Here is a 17,351-nt window from a genome sequence, read left to right as displayed (position 1 = left end):
ATTGCTTGCCATTGGTTGCATCGTTTCGCCGGACGGCCACAAGTTCGATTAGGGCGCTACCCCAGCGCGCGGCAGGCCTGCGGTTTCGGGGAAGCCAAGGGCCAAGTTCATGCATTGCACCGCGGCCCCTGCGGTCCCCTTTGTGAGGTTATCAATCGCGCTGGTGACCAGCAGCCGGCCCGCGCCCTGATCCACCTCCACCTGTATCTGACACATGTTCGATCCGACGACGTGTTGGGTGTGCGGCTGCTGCCCCGCCGGAAGCACTTGCACGAACGGCTCCTCGGCATAGGCACGGGCATACACCTCACGGGCTTGCCCCTCGCTGACCGCCCCGCGAAGCGGCGCGGAGGCGGTGGTGAGGATGCCACGCGACATCGGTGCCAGCACCGGCGTGAAACTCACCGTCACCGATTCGTCCGTATATTCGCCGAGGTTTTGCATAATTTCCGGCGTGTGGCGGTGCTTGCCGGCGGTGTTATAGGCCTTGGCGCTGCCCATGGTTTCCGACCCAAGCATGGCCACGCTGGCCTTCTTCCCAGCGCCGGAAACGCCCGTAATGGAGACCACCGCGACATCGGGAATGATCAGCCCCGCGGCCACCGCAGGCAATAATGCGAGCGTGGCACCCGTGGGGAAACAACCCGGCACGGCAACCCGCTTGGTACGTTGCAGCTGCTCCCGGTGGCCCGGCATTTCGGGGATCCCGTAGGGCCACGAACCCGCGTGCGCAGTGCCGTAATATTGCTCCCACGCGGACGCGTCCCGCAACCGGAAGTCCGCCGCGCAATCGAGGACCAAGACGTCCTCCCCGAGCTGCTGCGCGATCTCCGCCGAATGCCCGTGCGGTAGGCCGAGGAACACCACATCATGTTCGGCCAGCGTGCCAATATCGGTCGGCTCGATCACGCGATCCGCGAGTTCCGGCAGGTGCGGCATGAGCTCGCCGACGCTGCTTCCCGCGTTCGAGGCACCCGTAAGCGCGCCTATTTCCAATTCACCGCTCGCGTATGCTGGGTGTCCGAGTAGCAGCCGCAAGATCTCGCCACCCGCGTAGCCGCTCGCGCCCGCTACCGCAACAGAAAGAGTCATGCCGGCAAGCATAACATTTATGCAGAGAAGTGCAAGTTATGCATTACTTGGTGAGGAACCAGCTGACTACATGTACCAGCACTAACACCGGCAGAACCAATGCCGCAATGGCAATAGCTTGCAGATCATTATCACGCAATCCTTCCGCCCGCAACGCGCGCCGGGCATATATCCAATAAGGGATCACAATGATTGGTGACGTAGCTACACCCGTTGTGTAGCGCCCAGCAATCACGGCGGTAAGAATATGGGTGAAACCATGCAAACCGAACACCAAAAGCGCCCCCCGGAACAATGGCGACGCGCCACCGGTGCGTTTCCCTTCCGCCGCCGCGAGCGCCACCAACACCGCCATGATGGAAAGTGCCACGTTAACGTGGGTTTGGCTGACCCCTTCGGAGCGTAGCCGCGGGGGCAATGGCAACCATTTTGGCATTCGTGGGAACAGCTGTTTCGAGGTTCCCACGATTGTGTACAGCTCTTCAAGATCGTGCGCCGCCCATGCGGCAAACAGCCCACCGCTTACTTTGTTTACGGTGTTCATCGATTCAGCTCCTCATTAGGGAATCAGTTCACAGTAATAAAGATACCCTAGGTAGCGTTTCTTATATATAAGCTGTAAGACATGACACAACACACCGGACGCCCACGAGACGAAACAATTGACCACAAAGTGATGCAAACGACCCTCAGGTTGATGCAGCTTTACGGATATACAGGCTTACGCATCAACGAAATCGCCCACCGCAGCGGCATCGCAAAAACTACGATTTACCGCCGCTGGCCGTCGCTGGCGCACCTCGCGGTCGCCGCGCTCCGGCAGGAGCTCGGCGAACGCACCGTGAATCTCAGCGGAGACTTTGACAAGGACCTCGATAGCTTTATCAGCGCCTACGCGGACCTGATTAACGGCACCAACGCCACCCTCGTTGCCATCAGCCTAGATATCCACAAGCAGAACAACCCCGAGCTTTCCAACCTGTACCGCGAAACCATTATCGAACCCGTGCGCGGACAGGCGGTGGAGCTGACCAAGCTCGCCAAAGTCAAGCCAGCCAGCTTTACCGACCTCACCGATTCCATTATCGGCGGCCTTGTCTACCGGTCCGCAATTTTAGGCGAACAGATGGACAATAACGAGATCAAGGAATACATCCTCAACCTACTGAAAGGTTACGCAAGCGCCCCATGATCAATAGGGCCATTACCAGCGCCCACCTCCAACGCATCCGCGCCTTCCAGCGCAGCTTGCAACCAAGGTTTGACCAGGCTCAGCGCCTCGTCCCAACGCCCCGTCCGCACGAACGCCGTTGCCATCGCGGACGATAATGAGCACCCCGTGCCGTGCGTACAACGAGTGTTCACGCGCGGAGATTCGCACGGAAATACGCCACTGCGATTCACCACCACATCGGAAACCACGTTACCATCGAGGTGCCCGCCCTTGACCAGCACCGACAGTGCCGTGCCGCCAATCAGACGCTTCGCCTGCAACACCGCCGCCGCGGAAGTTTCCGCAGGTTCCTCCCCCGCCAAACGCGCCAACTCCGGGATATTCGGGGTAAGCAATACGTCCCCGTTCCTTTCCGCGAGTTCGCCAATCAGTTCGCGCAGCGCGCTTTCCGCATCCGCCGCCAATAACGAGTGCCCCGACGTGGACACCATCACCGGATCAAGCACCACCGGGGCATCGATATCCCGCAGCCATTCCGCAACCACCGCAATCGTCGCAGTGTCACCGAGCATGCCGATCTTCACGGCGTCGATATGCACGTCTTCGCTCACAGCGTCGAGCTGCTCGCGGATCCACGCCGGCGCCAACGAATGCACATGCCGCACACCCTGCGTGTTTTGCGCGACGATGGCCGTGACCACCCCCATGCCGTAGCCGCCGAGCGCCATGATTGCCTTCAGGTCGGCGTGGATGCCGGCGCCCCCAGTCGGGTCCGTGCCGGCGATTGCCAAAATGCGTGGTCTCGCTGCAGTCATGACGTTCATACTAACCATTTTCAGCCCGCGTGACGACGCCCCCACCCGCACCCTCCCCAGGCACCGCGCGGCGCTGGCGAACAACGCGGCGCGACACCCATGCGGATTCGATCAAACGTACCCCTTGCTAGCGCATCTCGGCGCCGCAAGCCACGCGGGCCGCCTCGGCAGCGGCCAACCGTGCGGTATTGCACTCCTCATCGGTAAGGGTGCGATCGGGAGCGCGGAAACGCAAGGAAAACGCCAAGGACTTCTTGCCCTCGCCAAGGGAATCAGCGCGGTAAATATCGAACAGTTGGACGTCTTCCAGCAGGTCGCCGGCCCCCTGTTCCACGGCGCTGCGGACGGCTTCCGCGGGCACATCTTCAGCAACAACCAGCGCCAAATCCTGCAACAAGGCGGGGAACGCCGAAAGCACGGGCGCGGGCAGGCTCGGCGCAAACGGCAAGGCCGCGACATTGATTTCCATGGCGCAGGTCCGCGGCGGCAGACCCGCACGCTCCACCACCTGCGGGTGCAATTCGCCCGCATAGCCCACGATCACATCGCCGACAAACAGCGCCGCGCAGCGGCCCGGGTGCCACGGCAGCTTTTCGGCATTGGCCACGGTCAGCTCCACATCCGCGGCGCGGGCCACCACGCGGGCGGATTCGATCGCATCGGCGAAGCTATAGGCGCGGCCCTCGCCCCACGGGCCCTCCAATTCCCAGTGCCCACAACCAACCGTTGCCACGTGCAAGGGCTGGATCGGCAGGGAATCAAGGAGCTCCGACACGGCGTCTTCGTCTGGGCGCTGAGCCACGGAAGGCATCGGGGAAATCCCCGTGCCGCGGGCGACGCTTACCTGCTGCACGCCGAACAGATGTACGTCCTTATGGCCGCGCGCGACATTGCGCTTCAGGGCATCGAGCATGCTCGGCAAAAGCGTGGTGCCCAGCACGCCGCGATCGGCTTCCAGCGGGTTTTGCACCGTGACAACGCGGCGGCGTTCGTCATCAGCATCGAGACCCCACACATCGAACACATCATTGGAAATAAACGGGGTGGGCAGGATTTCCGCATAGCCGCCATAGGCCAAGGCGTGGCCGATGGCGCGGCGTCGTAACTGGGCGGCGGAAAGGCCGCGGCCCGCAGGCGCGGTGGGCACGATCGACGGAATATCCTCCAAGCCTTCGAGGCGCAGCACCTCCTCCACAAGGTCCGCGGTCATGGTCAGGTCACTGCGCCAGGTCGGCGGCGTGACCTCGAGCTTGCAGCCGCAGCCCAGGACTGCCACCTCGCAACCGACCTCCTCGAGGCGGCCGATCACGGTTTCGCGGGAATACTCCACGCCCGCGATATCGCCGGGGCGGGCGGCGGACATGGTGATGGTGGGCATGGCCGGAACCTTGCCAACCAACGTACGTTCGGCCGCAATGGTGCCGCCACCGTATTCGACAAGCAGACTGCAGGCCAAGTCCAGGGCGACCTCGACCACCGCTGGGTCCACGCCGCGCTCAAACCGGCGGGAGGCCTCGGAGCTCAGCTTATGGCGGCGGGAGGTGCGCGCCACTGTGATCGGATCCCAGTTCGCCGCCTCAAAGAACACATTCACGGTGGCATCGGAAATCTCCGAGGTGGAACCGCCCATCACACCGGCTAGGGATTGGATCCCCTGATCGTCGCAAATCACCACGTCACCCTCGTCGAGCACGCGGGTGGCGTCATCCAAGGTGACCAGCGTCTCGCCCGCGCGGGCGTTGCGCACCACGAGGCCGCCGCTGATCTTATCCGCATCGAAGGCGTGCATCGGCTGCCCCAACAGCAACATCACGTAATTGGTGATATCGGTGGGCAGGTTTACGGGGCGCTGGCCGCAAAGCATCAATTCGCGCTGCATCCAAAACGGCGTCTCCGCCTGCGGGTCCACGCCGGTGACGCTGCGCAAACCAAAGCGGCGGGCCTTCGTTTCCGCTCCCAAAGTCACGGGGATCAGCTCGGCGGCGGAGTTGGTGGGAAGATCAACACGCTGCGCGGCGGGGTCAATAAAGTCAAGCTCGAATGCGGACGCCAGTTCGCGTGCCAGGCCGCGCAGGGACAATGCATAACCCCGGTCCGGCGTAATATTCACCTCGAAAACAGTATCGTCTAGGCCGAGGATCGCGCGGGCATCCGTACCCGGCTCGCCGACGGAAGCATCCAACGTAATAATCCCGGCGTTCTGCTTTTCCGTCATACCAAGCTCGGCCGCGGAGCAGATCATACCTGCGGACATCCGCCCATATGTTTCACGCGCGGAAATGGCGAAACCACCCGGCAGCACGGTCCCCGGCAGGCACACCACCACGGTGGAACCCTCGGTAAAGTTACGCGCCCCGCAGATAATGGATTGCAATTCGCCGGTGCCGTTCGCATCGCCAACATTGACCATGCAATGCCGGATCGGCTTTTTAAACTCGGTCAATTCTTCGATTGATTCCACGCGGCCAATGACCAGCGGGCCGGTGGTTTCGGGCAACGGCGCGTAGCCTTCGGTTTCGAAGCCAACGCGGATAAAGCCCGCGTCGAGTTCTTCCGGGGTGACGGACCAGCCGGGGTTTGCCCGCTGCAATAACCCCGTTAACCAGCTTTGAGCGATGAACATTTTTTGGGAAAACTCCTGATAGTAACGCGGGGTGGGGTTATGCCTGAATACCGAACGGCAGTGTGAAGCGGACGTCGCCTTCGACCATGTCGCGCATATCGGACAGGCCATTGCGGAATTGCAACGTACGTTCCAGGCCCATGCCAAAGGCGAAGCCGGTGTATTCCTCGGGGTCGATGCCCGCGGCACGCAGCACGTTCGGGTTCACCATGCCGCAACCGCCCCATTCGATCCAGCCCGCGCCGCCCTTTTTATTGGGGAACCACACGTCCACCTCGGCGGAAGGCTCGGTAAACGGGAAGTAATTTGCGCGCATCCGAGTGTGCGTCTCCGGCCCGAACAAGGTTTTGGCTAGGTGATCAAGTGTTCCACGCAGGTGGGCCATGGTCAGCCCCTTATCCACGGCCAGCCCCTCGATCTGGTGAAACACCGGCGTGTGCGTGGCGTCCAGCTCATCCGTGCGAAACACGCGCCCCGGGCACGCGATATACATGGGCACATCGCGGGACAGCATGGTGCGCATCTGCACCGGGGAGGTGTGCGTGCGCAGCACCTGGCGCGACCCCTCGGGCGCGATATGGAACGTGTCCTGCAGCGTGCGCGCGGGGTGATCGGGCAGGAAGTTGAGCGAATCGAAGTTAAAGTACTCCGCTTCCACCTCCGGACCCTCCGCGATTTCCCAGCCCATGCCTACGAAAATATCGGCGATCTGCTCGCTCAGGATGGTGATGGGGTGCAGCGCGCCAGATTGCGTGCGGGTGGTGGGCACCGTGACGTCGACACGCTCCGCGACGAGTACTTCCGCGTTACGCTTTTCCTCCAGCGCCACCTTCGCCTGCGCAAAAAGCTTTTCGACGCGCCCGCGAGCCATGTTCACGGCACGCCCAGCGTCCTTGCGCTCGGCCTTTGGCAATGAGCCAAGCGCGCGGCGGGCTTGCGGAATCGGAGCCTCATCGCCCAAGTGCGCGCGGCGGGCGACGGCCAACTCCTCTAAGTTTTCTGCTGCTTGAAACGCCTGCTCGGCAGCGTCGGCCGCGGCGTTCAAACTGGCTTCAGTTAACTGGATCTCAGACACCTTCTGGATCGACCCTTCACATGATTTCAATAGTCTGCTAACCGCACTATCATAGCCGACGCGTTCAGAGCTGCGAATATAGGGCCTTCGCCGACTCGTACAAACATATCGACGCCGCGGTGGCAAGGTTCAGCGACTCCGCCCGGGCGCGAATCGGAATGCGCACCCGATGGTCCGCCAGATCCAGCAATTCCGGCTCCAATCCATGGGCTTCATTGCCAAACAGCCACGCCGTCGGGCGCGCCAACAATTCGCCAGCATGATCGAGATTCATTTCGCCGTCCGCGGCGGTGGCCAATACCTGCAATCCCCGCGCCCGCAACTGCCCTATCAACCCCCGCGCATCAGCCTCCCGCGCCACCGGAATATGAAATAGCGAGCCCGCCGAAGCGCGCACCGCCTTCGGACCCTGCGGATCCACACACTGCCCGGCAAACACCACGGCATCCGCGCCCACGGCATCGCTCACGCGGATCAGCGTGCCCGCATTGCCCGGATCATTGGTGCCCACCGGAACCGTGACAAGGCGCGGTTTGCCTTGCAAAACCCTGCCGATGCCCCACGTGACCGGCGTGCACACGGCAAAGATGCCGGTAGGGGTCACGGTATCCGCAAGGGCGCGGGCCGCACCATCCGTAATGGGGTGCACGTACACGCCCATATGTCCAGCGGCCACCAGCAAATCGGCAAAACGTTCGGCCGCAGGTTCGGTGACAAATACGTCGGTTGCGGCGCCCGTGGCAATCGCGGCGTCGACAGAATTTTCGCCCTCCACAAGGAACCGGTTCACCTTTTTCCGCGCCGCCGCCCGATGCAACTTCGCCGCCTGCACAATGCGCCCCGTGCGCTCCGTAAATGGTGAACCAAAATCCAATTGCATGCGATTAAGGCTAGCAGTATGCGGCGGCCGGGCTCACCACGATATAGCCCTGCGCATCACAGGAATACGGCGCGACCCGAGCCAATAACAACACCAGCTCCGCCAGCACCCACAGGGCCAGCATGGTCAGCAATACCAACCCCAGGCCGGAAGCGAACGTGGCAATCCCCGCGACCAGCAAACCCAATTGCACAAACCCCCGTTGCGGATACCCCAGATAAAAATTATGGCCCCCACACAGGCCGGTAAACACCGCGAAGAGGACCGTGACCCGCCAGCGCACGGGCGCGCCCGAATCTTGCGAGTCGGTTACTTGACGCGTTGCTGAAGATGGCGCGGTCAACATCATTGGTTTACTCCAATACCAGTAGGGTACTGAAATAAACATTAGTAACAGCAATGCGCAAAGGCGAGGGTGCGTAAAAAATCTTTACCGCACCTTCACGCACTTGTAACGCCCTACTTTTGCAGCGGAAGCCCTTGCCCGTCACGATCGTACGGGCTGCTGCCGATCAGCAACATAATGAACTCAATAAACGCCCAAATGCTCACGGCCGCCATCGGAATCACGCCAATAAACAAGAACGAGGTGATAATGCCACCAACAAACAGCCCGAACTGAAGCCACGCCTTCTGGGTGTAACCCAAGTAGAAGTTATGGGCGCCCCAGGGACCAAGGAAAAACGCAAGCAACACGGCGACGATCCACTGCTTCGGCACCGCATTTACCGCCATCGGAGAAACCGCACCGTATTGCATGGGTACGTTCGCGAACTGCTGCGGCTGCTGCGGCGGAATCGGCATATTGGTCATGGGATTCATGTACGCCTGCTGCGGCTGCGAGAACGGATCAGCGTACGGGTTCGGTTGCGCCTGCGGATGCTGAATCGGCAAGCCGTCCTTATCGTAGTGGACTTCACCGAAAGGATTTGTCATAGTGTTTCGCTCATCTCCCTAGGACTCAACGTCTGTTCTAGTCTACAGACAATAAATGAACAGCTTAGTCATACAACACGCCCCAACGCGAGCGAAAACCCCCAAGATGCGCGGCACCAAGGGGGTAATAGAAAAACTACGGCAGTCCAGCGAGAATGCTAGGCGGCCTTCGGCGCGTTGACATCGGCCGGAAGTGCGGCCTTTGCCGCCTCGCAGATCGCGGAGAACGCGGCGAAGTCATTGACAGCCAGCTCCGCTAGGATCTTGCGATCCACCTCGATGCCGGCGAGACGCAGGCCCTGGATGAGGCGGTTGTAGGTGATATCGTTCATGCGGGCAGCTGCGTTGATGCGCTGGATCCACAGCTTGCGGAACTCGCTCTTACGGGCGCGACGATCGCGGTAAGAGTAAGTCATGGAGTGCAGCCACTGCTCCTTGGCCTTGCGGTAAAGGCGGGAGCGCTGGCCGCGGTAACCCTTTGCAGATTTGAGGATTGTGCGACGCTTCTTCTTGGCGTTGAGGGACCGCTTGACACGTGCCACGGTGGTACTTCCTTAATACAGTCTTCGGGGGTAGAGGGGATGACGGGCGTGGGCCGTATCTTAAGCCTTGCCGAGCAAGCGCTTCACGCGCTTCACATCAGCCTTATCGACATCGGCAGTGCCCTTCAGGCGACGAGTGCGGGTGGAGGGCTTGCCCTCAAGGAGGTGACGGCGATTAGCCCTCTCGCGACGGAGTTTGCCGGAGCCGGTGACCTTCACGCGCTTGGCGGTGCCCTTGTGGGTCTTCTGCTTCATGAGATGAGTGTCCTTGAAACTTGAAACTTATGAGGTATTTACTTCTTGCCTTTACGCAACGGGCCAATGACCATCGTCATATTCCGCCCGTCTTGCTTGGCCTTCGTCTCTACGACGCCGTATTCAGCGACGTCCTGCGCGAGTCGGTCCAGAAGACGGAAACCAAGTTCGGGACGCGATTGCTCACGGCCACGGAACATAATGGTGACCTTAACCTTGGAGCCTTTCTCCAGGAACCGGATCACATTACCCTTCTTCGTCTCATAATCGTGATCATCGATCTTGGGACGAAGTTTCTGCTCCTTGACCACAGTCTGTTGCTGGTTCTTACGAGCCTCACGCGCCTTCTGCGCGGCCTCGTATTTGAACTTTCCGTAATCCATGATCTTGCAGACCGGGGGTTTCGCGTTGGGGGCGACCTCAACGAGGTCTAGGTCTGCGTCGTATGCGAGCTTTCGGGCATCTTCAATACGAACGATGCCAACCTGCTCACCACCCGGCCCTACGAGGCGAACCTCGGGGACACGGATACGCTCATTAATGCGAGCTTCAGCGCTGATGGGTACTCCTAAGTCGCAGCGGATGGGTAATGTGTGCATACCGCACCGCAACCGGCTGCCCGCTCCACCAACACACGACAAAAACCCGTTCACCTTGCAAGCGAACGGGAGATCTCCGTGAAAAACAGCAGCCACTATACCGTGGTGATGCTTTGCGTTGTTACCATGATCCAGCCGGAATGCCCGACGGCCTCTGGTGGGAGGGACCTCCACTTGCGGCCTCATACAAAATGTAATGAGGCGGTAGTGCTGACAAGGTAACACAGATGAAAGCTGGACACAAAATAAGACCCACCTGAATTGGCACCCACGGTAAATTGCGCCCACCATAAATCACATTTGACGCCCGCAAACAGGGCAAATCCCCCCACTGCAAATTGCACTGCCCCAAGCTTTCATTGCTCCCATTGTTACTGAGTACCCCCTACACTATTGATTTATGGAACGCCCCAAAGCTGAGAACACCGCAACACAAAACCATGTTCAGCGGTACTCAACGATCCCGTTGCCGATCCTCGGCCCACCGTTAGCGAGCGTGCGTGCGCGCGACCCCGTCGTTCTTCTCACTCCCCCGCTGCCGGTCCCGCGCCCCGCCCCAAGCGGAACGATTGGAACGCAGCGATTCCCGCAGGCCGCCGCCAATTACCGTGCGGTTCTCAAGCCGCATGTCCCATGGTGGGATCGGGAACGAATGATCCTGCGCTCGTTAGCGGCGCTGGGCGGATTGCTCACCGTTATTGGCGCGTTTTTCTTTGTGGTGAATTTCCCGGAGTTCTTTGCGCTTGAGCCGCCCACCCGCGTACTCCTTGGCACGATCTTAGGTTTCATCCTCTTGGGCGTTGCGGCTTGGCTGCACCGCAGGCGCATGCATCCGGTGGCCATTTGCGGGATGTTGGGCACCTCGGCGGCGGTCCTGTGCATCACATTATTGGTGTCCGCTTTTACGTACGGTTGGCTTTCGGAGTGGGTCACGCTCGCTTTGTTTACGGCGCTGACCGCCGCGTATTTGGGCATTGGCCGCGCGTGGCAGCACCAAAGTTACGTTATTTTGGTCGGCGCCGTGTCGCTGATTTCCACGGTTGTCATCGACTCGCTTCTCGACGACGCGGTTTTCCTCAGCGCATTCACGGGGCTGGCGTTGCTCGCGTTGGTGCGGGGCACTCATTGGCAACACGCCCGCATTGCAGGCGGCAGTTTTGTGCTGATCGGGGTGGCTATTGGGGACACGCTGCAGGGCCCGCTGGTGGGCAGTGATATTCGCGTGGAAGGCCTACCGCAAGCGATCGCCCTGGCGATCCTTGTAGGCATCGTGTTTTTCGATCGGAATATCTCCCAACGCACCTTCCAATTCGTTGGTTTGTTCGTGAGCTCAACGGTGCTGTTTTTCGGCTTCGGGGCCACCTCGACGGGCTGGATCGCCTGGATCTTGGTCGGCATTACGTTCGGCTGGGCGATGATCGCTTATCTGCGGCAATCGGATGTCACCCAATGGTCCGAAACGTTGGCATTGACATGGCTCCCGCTGGGTTTCGTCGGCGTTGTGCTAAACACGCCGTCGACAAGCGTTTTGCAAAGCCACATGGTGCCGTGGGTGTTCCTGCTGGTGTTCGCGGCGGCAATCGCATGGATTTCCGAACAACGCGAGCATTGGGTGGTGTGGGCATCATGGTCGCTGGTGTCGCTGTACATGGTGTCGCCGATGCACAGTTCCGTCATGCTGAAACGGCCGCTGTGGCTGACTTCCACGAACTCGGTAACCATCGCTTTCCTGCTGTTTGTGGTGCTGTCCGTGGCTTTGTGGCACCGCAAATCGCTCACCGCGCTACCGAACGTAGTTGCGTTTCTCTTGGCGCTGCTGGGGCTGCACTATTCGACGCTCGCGGTGGTGACCACGGCGACGTTTATCGGCGCCGCGCTCGCCGGCGACCCCACCATGTGGTTGGGCTACCTCGTCGGCCACGCGCTGATTTCCATTTCGTGGATCTTCGCCTCTGGGTGGATCCTGCTGGGGCATTCGAAACTTCCGCAACGCGCCTCACTTGGTGTGGGAATTACACTTGCGATCGCCGGAACGCTCAAACTGGTGTTCTTGGATATGTCCACGCTCACGGGGTTGCCACGCATCGCAGCGTTCCTTATCTCCGGCATTATCCTGCTCATCATTGCGACGCGGCGCAGTAAGCACTTCGCGCACAACAATTCGAATCAACGCCACGCGTATCCGCCGCCGCAGTATCCGCAGGGGCAATATCCGCCGCCGCAGTATCCGCAGGGGCAGTACCCGCCGGTCGGTGGCGCGCCCACGTATCCCGGACAGGGGGTTCAAAAATGAATTCGAACCAGCAATTCGCGGGGCCACCGCCGCAACAGCAACCCTGGTGGGCGAACGAGCGCACCGTGATCCAAATCTTGGCGATCTTTGGCGCTGTGATCACGATCGTCGGCGCCGGATACCTAGTGTCGCTGGTCGCGGACCTAAGCTTTATCACGCCTCTCATGCGGGTGCTCGCCGCCACCCTGCTCGGCTTTATCTTCCTGGGCTTCGCGTTGCTGCTGCACATGCGGGGCACGCTGCCCGTGGTAACCAGCGGCGTGCTGGTGACCGCCGCCGCGACGCTCGCACTCGTGATCTATTCGATGATAGCGATCTACAAATGGTGGCCGGGCTGGCTCGGTGCTGCCGCTTTTACCCTGCTCGTCGCCTGTTTCTTCGGCATCGGCAGGCTGTGGAAAGCGCCGATAACCACCATCCTTCTCGGATATATGTTCCTCGCGTTTCTGACGCAATACCAGACGTTCGCCCCGGAATTCCTGCCGCTTCCGGGCACCATAGTTGGCGTGCTCCTGATCGCGCTCACAAGCTTTGGGCAGCATTGGGACACCACGCGGCTACACGCGTCCGCGATACTTGCGCTCGGGCTGGTCATGGCCGAACTACCGTTCAGCCCTGCAGCCTTCCCCGGCGAAATATGGGCACTTACGTTCGCGGCCGCGCTGATCCTGCTGACGCACTGGGATCGCAGCATGCTCACAACCACCTACCTCGCATGCGGCGGTATCGCCCCCGCCATATTGATCTTTGTTGCCTGCCCGCTGTGGGACGACACCCGCCTGAGCGGCTGGGCCGCCTTCGCACTCTGCGTGGCGTGGGTAGCCTTGACCCAATTCGTGCGGCCCCGGCCCGACACCGCCAACCTGCAGCTTTTCGCGTGGAGCGTGACACCGTTGCCATTGCTGATGCTCTTGGTGAACGATTTCGACCAGCCGTCCCCGATCTGGGTGTTCCTCCCCAGCTGCATCGTTTTCTTCTTCTGGTTTGCCCGGAATAAGTCGGCGCTTACCCCGCTGGTGTGCTGGGCGCTGGCCACGCTATTCCTTACCGGCCCGTTGACCTTGTCCGCGCTTTCCCACAATGATGGCTTCTTTTCCGCCCCCATGGAAGCGATGCTGGGCGTGGCAATCTTGGCGAGCCTCGCCGGGTGCGTCTGGGCGCTGCGTAATCCCGCGCCGCTGCCCACGCCCGCCCGCATCGCACTATTCGCCTTGAGCCTGCACGCCTTTATGATTTCGTTCGTGCCGCTGGCCAAGGCCCTGGGCGGCAACCTGGCATTCGAATACAGCCACGTTTTCGTGACCGTGCTGTGGTTGACCATCGGCGCGCTCGTGCTCACGGGGTTCACCAAACTCAAGCACCCGACCGATATCAAATTGGCCATGCTGTTTATTGCCGCCAGCACCTTGAAAGTCTTCGAATTAGACTACCCGATCCTGCCGCTTCTGCCGCGCTCATTGGTGTTCCTATTGTGCGGCATCATCTTGCTGATCGCGGTCGCGCGCCGCAGCAGCAACTCCCGCAAGCCGAAGCCCGCCGAACCCGCAGCGGAAGAAACACCGACCGCGGCGGCCGTGGGCGAGCTATCGCGGCAATAGCTCTCAGGAAGTTGCCCGTGTAGGACTCCGCTAGGCGACTTCTTCGGGGGTTCCGGCGGCCACGACGGGCAACAAGGGTTTGGCGCGGCTCCGTCGCTTTTCGACGCCCCGACTGGCGCCAACCTGCTCAGCGTTACGGTGGTTCGCCGCTTTATGGCTGGTGGGGGTGGTTTCATTCACCCCTGTTGGTGTATTCCGGTTTGTGGGCAAGCTCATAGTGTTTTCTGCTGCGGGTTTCAGCTCGTTGTTTGATGGTTTTTGGTGCCTAGTGTGCTGTTTGTGGGTGTGGGGGCGTGTGGCGGGTGCTTGTGGGTGTGGTGGGTGTGCTACACCATGGTTTGGGTGTGGGCAAGTGTTGTGTTGCCCACCACGGGTTCGGGTGTTGTTTTGCCTGGTCAGGCAGGGTGTGGCGGGGGTGGTGTTCCGGTTGTGGCCAAGGTGTTTCGCCTGGTTTCGGCGCTGGTAGCGGGTGTGCGTGCTGGGTAGAACAAGGGCTATACAGTACATAGATGTTCGGGAAGGGTTTCGGGAGGTGACACGGGGCAATGACCGCACAACAGGTGGATTCGGTGGCGGGGTTTGTGGTGGATGATCCGCAGAATTTCATTGGTGCCGCCGAGTTGGAGGTGGGCTGTGTCAAATTTTGTGGACGGTAAAACCCGGTTGTGTTCGTTGTGTGGGGTTATGCTGCGGAGTTTGGGGGGTGGTCGTTGTGGCGGGCGAAGAATTGGTGCATGGCATCGGCCGGGACGGTGCCGGTGGCTGAGTGCGGTCGTTGCCGGTTGTAGTACGTTTCGATCCATTGGCCGGTTTCAAACCGAGCGGCGAATTTGGTTGGAAATTGTTTTCGGTCGAACAGTAGATGGAGTTTCAGCGTTGAAAACAAGGATTCAGCGACGGCGTTGTCCCAGCACACTCTTGTTTCACCGACGCTTAAACGTACATCCATTTGGGCGGCGATGCGGGTGAAATGTTGAGAGGTGTATTGGGAGCCGCGATCGGAATGAAAAATGGCGTTCCCGGCGACGTACCCGGCGTGATAGGCCATGGCAAGTGCATCGACGACAAGTTGGGAGGTCATGCGATCTGCGATCTGCCAGCCAACGACCATCCTAGTGGTTAGGTCGATGACTGTCGCTAGATACATCCAGCCCTGGCCGGTACGAAGGTAGGTGATATCGCCGCACAGATGCGTCGTGGCCACCGGCGGCTGAAAGTTCCGTTGCAGCAGATCAGTGCGGGCAGCAGCCTTTGGATCAGGGATTGTTGTCCGTTTGAATGGGCGCCGGTATTTCGTAATCAAATGTTCTTGGGACATGATGACTCGCACGGCATACAGGGTTGTGGCGATGCCTTCCCGGCGAAGCTGTCGATGGATCGTGCGCGCCCCAGCAAACCCATTGTGACCATGGAAAAGTTCCTTGACGTGTGTGGTGATCTGGGCTCTGCGGCCGCGTGGTGTTGCCGGTGCTGGTGGGCAATCCACCCGAGCCCGCCATGCATAGTATCCCGAGGTAGAAACCTCCAAAAGCCGACACATCATCGTTACGGGAAACCGGGGATTTGGTGTGCCCAATGCATCGAAATGGAAAATCACCGGATAAATCTCGACTACGGTTGCGTCTTTGCGAAGAAGGCGGCCGCTTTCTTTAAAAAATCATTCTCGCGTTCCAACTCCATAATCCGCTTACGCAATTGCGTCGGATCATCCGAGGTAGTATCCGCGGCGCGTTTGTGACTGCCGGAACCAGTCCCCAGTGTGCCCTGGGCTTTGGCCACCCACCGGCCCAACGACGACGAAGACACGCCGTACTCGGCGGCCACTGAAGCTCTGGACTTTCCAAGGACTATGACAGCGTCAACACATTGCTGACGGAATTGCTCAGAATAACTAGAAGTCATGATTCCTATCCTCTCAGGATGTGGGTTTTACTGACCACAAGAATCATGACACCTCAAGGCTAATCGGGTGTTTTTACACAATTGGTTGTTGGCGACCTTTGGGTTGGATGTGCACCGGTTGAATATCCGCGCGTTGGTGAAGGAATTCGCGGTGCACAGTGGCACGTATTCTGAAGCCCGGATGTATAACATTGTGGGTGGGTGTTTCCTGCTGCATGAGCGCCTGCCCGGGTTGAAGGCGCACGCGCTGGAGCATAATTATTTGAATTATGAGCGGTTGCGGACGATTTGGTTCGCCCTGGTGACCGTGTCCTTGGATGCCCCAAGCTATGTGTGGCGTGATATCGATACCGTGCTGGTGGGGTTGTTTACCCCAACCAGGGCGAATCAGCCGTTGCCGAGTACGCGGCGGATCCGGCAGGTGCTGCGCGATACCCTAATCCGGCTACATATTGTGGAGGAAACCCCGCCGGAGGAGGCGTTAACCGAGGAGGCGATGGCCGCCCGGATTCAGGCGATGTGTGGGGTGGAATTGTGGGAAAGCCCGCATGCTGGGGTCAGTATGCTCAATGTGACCCTACCTAGTGATGAAGCCCATGAGATTAAACAACGCCTGGCCGCGGGGGCGAAAAAGCTGAACCTGCGGGAAGATGAGATCATCACCAATCGTATTTGCGGTAGTGGGGAGCAGCGGGATGCCGGGTGTACCGTCCACCTGTTTGGCCTTGGCACCCTTACCGAGGCCACGAAGGTGGTCCCAGAGCGGCTGCATGGGGTGGGGCTGCTCACCGGGGAACAACGCAAGCGGATCAGCGGCCGGGATCTTGCCTACACCAATATTAGCGATGTGGCCGAAGTGCTGCGGGCTGCGCATGATCCCACCGAGGAGCAACGCTTGTTGATCATGGGCCGGGATGGCACCTGCCGATTCCCGGACTGCACCATGGACGCTACCTTTTGTGACATTGATCATGTGATCAACCATGAGGTCGGCGGGTGGACCACCGCGTCGAACCTGCAGTGTTTGTGTCGGCATCACCACAATTTCAAAACCGACCGGCACGCCACCGCTTCCACCGATACCTACGGCAATGTCACCTGGCGGTTTGCCACCGGTGCGACGATTACCACGATTCCACAGGGGGTGCTTGCCGGCCATGTGGTGGGCTGCCCCGAAGGGATTACCACCCGCCATGCCCAGCCCACCAAAACCGAGGAGGACTATCAGCAGCCGCCGATCCGGGAGGATTTCGGCCGGTGGGGCACCACCTTAATCAACTACCGCAACCGGCAACGCGCCCGCTACCTCGCCCGCCACAACCTAGTTGCCAATATTCCCACCGAACTGCCGCCCCTACCCGAAGCCCCACACCCCGAACCCCCACCGGATGACCAATGGCCCCAAGAACCACCCACAGACTATGTGCCGCCTGTGCCACGGTGGGCCAAACCACCCTGCCAACTGGCGAAACTGCAGAAACGCGCCCGCCAAGCCAAACACCACCGCCGAACCGCCACGAAACGCACGCGTTCAAGGTGGTAGCTCGGCGAGCAGCTGCCGTGGGCG

General features: G+C 60.3%; 18 protein-coding genes. 4 read left to right on the top strand and 14 right to left on the bottom strand.

The window, feature by feature from the left end; all coding sequences use genetic code 11:
• Window positions 1–48: 48 nt before the first annotated feature.
• Together argC and CCANI_RS06390 are read right to left on the bottom strand one after the other, a co-directional pair.
• A complete protein-coding gene (gene argC / locus CCANI_RS06395) occupies window positions 49–1,092 on the bottom strand; it encodes an N-acetyl-gamma-glutamyl-phosphate reductase (RefSeq protein WP_146325483.1) in 1,044 nt (347 codons plus the stop codon).
• Window positions 1,093–1,135: 43 nt separating this feature from the next.
• A complete protein-coding gene (locus CCANI_RS06390; RefSeq protein WP_146325484.1) occupies window positions 1,136–1,636 on the bottom strand; it encodes an HXXEE domain-containing protein in 501 nt (166 codons plus the stop codon).
• Window positions 1,637–1,717: 81 nt separating this feature from the next.
• On the opposite strand from CCANI_RS06390, the gene CCANI_RS06385 reads away from it, so the two are divergent.
• Window positions 1,718–2,284: a TetR/AcrR family transcriptional regulator gene (locus CCANI_RS06385; protein ID WP_146325485.1), complete on the top strand. Its 567-nt coding sequence runs from the start codon at window positions 1,718–1,720 to the stop codon at window positions 2,282–2,284.
• Here CCANI_RS06385 and thiD read toward each other — a convergent pair.
• The 9 genes from thiD to infC all read right to left on the bottom strand — a co-directional run bounded on the left by thiD (window position 2,266) and on the right by infC (window position 9,991).
• The gene (gene thiD / locus CCANI_RS06380) at window positions 2,266–3,081 is read right to left on the bottom strand and encodes a bifunctional hydroxymethylpyrimidine kinase/phosphomethylpyrimidine kinase (RefSeq protein ID WP_146325486.1); all 816 of its coding nucleotides are present in this window, start codon (window positions 3,079–3,081) and stop codon (window positions 2,266–2,268) included. The two genes, CCANI_RS06385 and thiD, sit on opposite strands and share 19 nt — an antisense overlap.
• Before the next feature lie 127 nt (window positions 3,082–3,208).
• Window positions 3,209–5,704 (bottom strand): phenylalanine--tRNA ligase subunit beta, encoded by a 2,496-nt coding sequence (gene pheT, locus CCANI_RS06375; protein ID WP_146325487.1) that lies wholly within the window; start codon window positions 5,702–5,704, stop codon window positions 3,209–3,211.
• A gap of 37 nt (window positions 5,705–5,741) precedes the next feature.
• Window positions 5,742–6,779 (bottom strand): phenylalanine--tRNA ligase subunit alpha, encoded by a 1,038-nt coding sequence (gene pheS / locus CCANI_RS06370; RefSeq protein ID WP_146325488.1) that lies wholly within the window; start codon window positions 6,777–6,779, stop codon window positions 5,742–5,744.
• A gap of 64 nt (window positions 6,780–6,843) precedes the next feature.
• Window positions 6,844–7,659: a TrmH family RNA methyltransferase gene (locus CCANI_RS06365; protein ID WP_146325489.1), complete on the bottom strand. Its 816-nt coding sequence runs from the start codon at window positions 7,657–7,659 to the stop codon at window positions 6,844–6,846.
• A gap of 10 nt (window positions 7,660–7,669) precedes the next feature.
• Complete coding sequence (locus CCANI_RS06360; RefSeq protein ID WP_186750381.1) at window positions 7,670–8,008, bottom strand: NINE protein; 339 nt, start codon at window positions 8,006–8,008, stop codon at window positions 7,670–7,672.
• 110 nt (window positions 8,009–8,118) lie between these two features.
• Entirely contained in the window at window positions 8,119–8,595 is a 477-nt protein-coding gene (locus CCANI_RS06355) for a TM2 domain-containing protein (protein ID WP_146325491.1), read from the bottom strand.
• A gap of 158 nt (window positions 8,596–8,753) precedes the next feature.
• Window positions 8,754–9,137: a 50S ribosomal protein L20 gene (gene rplT, locus CCANI_RS06350; RefSeq protein ID WP_146325492.1), complete on the bottom strand. Its 384-nt coding sequence runs from the start codon at window positions 9,135–9,137 to the stop codon at window positions 8,754–8,756.
• Between the two features lie 60 nt (window positions 9,138–9,197).
• Window positions 9,198–9,392, bottom strand: coding sequence for a 50S ribosomal protein L35 (rpmI, locus tag CCANI_RS06345; RefSeq protein WP_146325493.1), 195 nt, complete (start codon window positions 9,390–9,392; stop codon window positions 9,198–9,200).
• A gap of 38 nt (window positions 9,393–9,430) precedes the next feature.
• On the bottom strand, window positions 9,431–9,991 hold the full coding sequence (gene infC / locus CCANI_RS06340; RefSeq protein WP_146325494.1) for a translation initiation factor IF-3: 561 nt from the start codon (window positions 9,989–9,991) through the stop codon (window positions 9,431–9,433).
• A gap of 400 nt (window positions 9,992–10,391) precedes the next feature.
• Between infC and CCANI_RS06335 the strand changes: the two genes are divergently transcribed.
• Both CCANI_RS06335 and CCANI_RS06330 read left to right on the top strand, forming a co-directional pair.
• Window positions 10,392–12,284 (top strand): DUF2339 domain-containing protein, encoded by a 1,893-nt coding sequence (locus CCANI_RS06335; protein WP_146325495.1) that lies wholly within the window; start codon window positions 10,392–10,394, stop codon window positions 12,282–12,284.
• Window positions 12,281–13,882: a hypothetical protein gene (locus tag CCANI_RS06330; protein WP_146325496.1), complete on the top strand. Its 1,602-nt coding sequence runs from the start codon at window positions 12,281–12,283 to the stop codon at window positions 13,880–13,882. Before CCANI_RS06335 ends, CCANI_RS06330 begins: the two co-directional genes overlap by 4 nt.
• A gap of 30 nt (window positions 13,883–13,912) precedes the next feature.
• On the opposite strand, the gene CCANI_RS06325 is transcribed toward CCANI_RS06330, so the two are convergent.
• From CCANI_RS06325 to CCANI_RS06315, 3 genes are all read right to left on the bottom strand, one after another.
• A complete protein-coding gene (locus CCANI_RS06325) occupies window positions 13,913–14,062 on the bottom strand; it encodes a hypothetical protein (RefSeq protein ID WP_186750383.1) in 150 nt (49 codons plus the stop codon).
• 502 nt (window positions 14,063–14,564) lie between these two features.
• Window positions 14,565–15,422 (bottom strand): IS3 family transposase, encoded by an 858-nt coding sequence (locus CCANI_RS06320; RefSeq protein ID WP_246118325.1) that lies wholly within the window; start codon window positions 15,420–15,422, stop codon window positions 14,565–14,567.
• A gap of 71 nt (window positions 15,423–15,493) precedes the next feature.
• Window positions 15,494–15,784: a transposase gene (locus tag CCANI_RS06315; protein ID WP_290211243.1), complete on the bottom strand. Its 291-nt coding sequence runs from the start codon at window positions 15,782–15,784 to the stop codon at window positions 15,494–15,496.
• An 88-nt stretch (window positions 15,785–15,872) separates the two neighbouring features.
• Here CCANI_RS06315 and CCANI_RS06310 point away from each other — a divergent pair, with 88 nt between their 5' ends.
• Window positions 15,873–17,327, top strand: a complete 1,455-nt coding sequence (locus tag CCANI_RS06310) for an HNH endonuclease signature motif containing protein (protein ID WP_290211548.1) — start codon at window positions 15,873–15,875, stop codon at window positions 17,325–17,327.
• Window positions 17,328–17,351: the final 24 nt, after the last annotated feature.

The sequence above is a fragment of the Corynebacterium canis genome, assembly GCF_030408595.1.
In the GTDB taxonomy this organism is placed as follows: domain Bacteria; phylum Actinomycetota; class Actinomycetes; order Mycobacteriales; family Mycobacteriaceae; genus Corynebacterium; species Corynebacterium canis.
Note: the sequence above shows the minus strand (reverse complement) of the source record. Positions and strands in the feature narration are given on the sequence as shown.

What these genes read in the sequence shown, in the direction of transcription:
- argC (WP_146325483.1), bottom strand. Translation starts at nt 1,092, where the DNA reads ATGACTCTTTCTGTTGCGGTAGCGGGCGCGAGCGGCTACGCGGGTGGC.
- CCANI_RS06390 (WP_146325484.1), bottom strand. Translation starts at nt 1,636, where the DNA reads ATGAACACCGTAAACAAAGTAAGCGGTGGGCTGTTTGCCGCATGGGCG.
- CCANI_RS06385 (WP_146325485.1), top strand. Translation starts at nt 1,718, where the DNA reads ATGACACAACACACCGGACGCCCACGAGACGAAACAATTGACCACAAA.
- thiD (WP_146325486.1), bottom strand. Translation starts at nt 3,081, where the DNA reads ATGACTGCAGCGAGACCACGCATTTTGGCAATCGCCGGCACGGACCCG.
- pheT (WP_146325487.1), bottom strand. Translation starts at nt 5,704, where the DNA reads ATGTTCATCGCTCAAAGCTGGTTAACGGGGTTATTGCAGCGGGCAAAC.
- CCANI_RS06365 (WP_146325489.1), bottom strand. Translation starts at nt 7,659, where the DNA reads ATGCAATTGGATTTTGGTTCACCATTTACGGAGCGCACGGGGCGCATT.
- CCANI_RS06360 (WP_186750381.1), bottom strand. Translation starts at nt 8,008, where the DNA reads ATGATGTTGACCGCGCCATCTTCAGCAACGCGTCAAGTAACCGACTCG.
- CCANI_RS06355 (WP_146325491.1), bottom strand. Translation starts at nt 8,595, where the DNA reads ATGACAAATCCTTTCGGTGAAGTCCACTACGATAAGGACGGCTTGCCG.
- rpmI (WP_146325493.1), bottom strand. Translation starts at nt 9,392, where the DNA reads ATGAAGCAGAAGACCCACAAGGGCACCGCCAAGCGCGTGAAGGTCACC.
- infC (WP_146325494.1), bottom strand. Translation starts at nt 9,991, where the DNA reads ATGCACACATTACCCATCCGCTGCGACTTAGGAGTACCCATCAGCGCT.
- CCANI_RS06335 (WP_146325495.1), top strand. Translation starts at nt 10,392, where the DNA reads ATGGAACGCCCCAAAGCTGAGAACACCGCAACACAAAACCATGTTCAG.
- CCANI_RS06330 (WP_146325496.1), top strand. Translation starts at nt 12,281, where the DNA reads ATGAATTCGAACCAGCAATTCGCGGGGCCACCGCCGCAACAGCAACCC.
- CCANI_RS06320 (WP_246118325.1), bottom strand. Translation starts at nt 15,422, where the DNA reads ATGTGTCGGCTTTTGGAGGTTTCTACCTCGGGATACTATGCATGGCGG.
- CCANI_RS06315 (WP_290211243.1), bottom strand. Translation starts at nt 15,784, where the DNA reads ATGACTTCTAGTTATTCTGAGCAATTCCGTCAGCAATGTGTTGACGCT.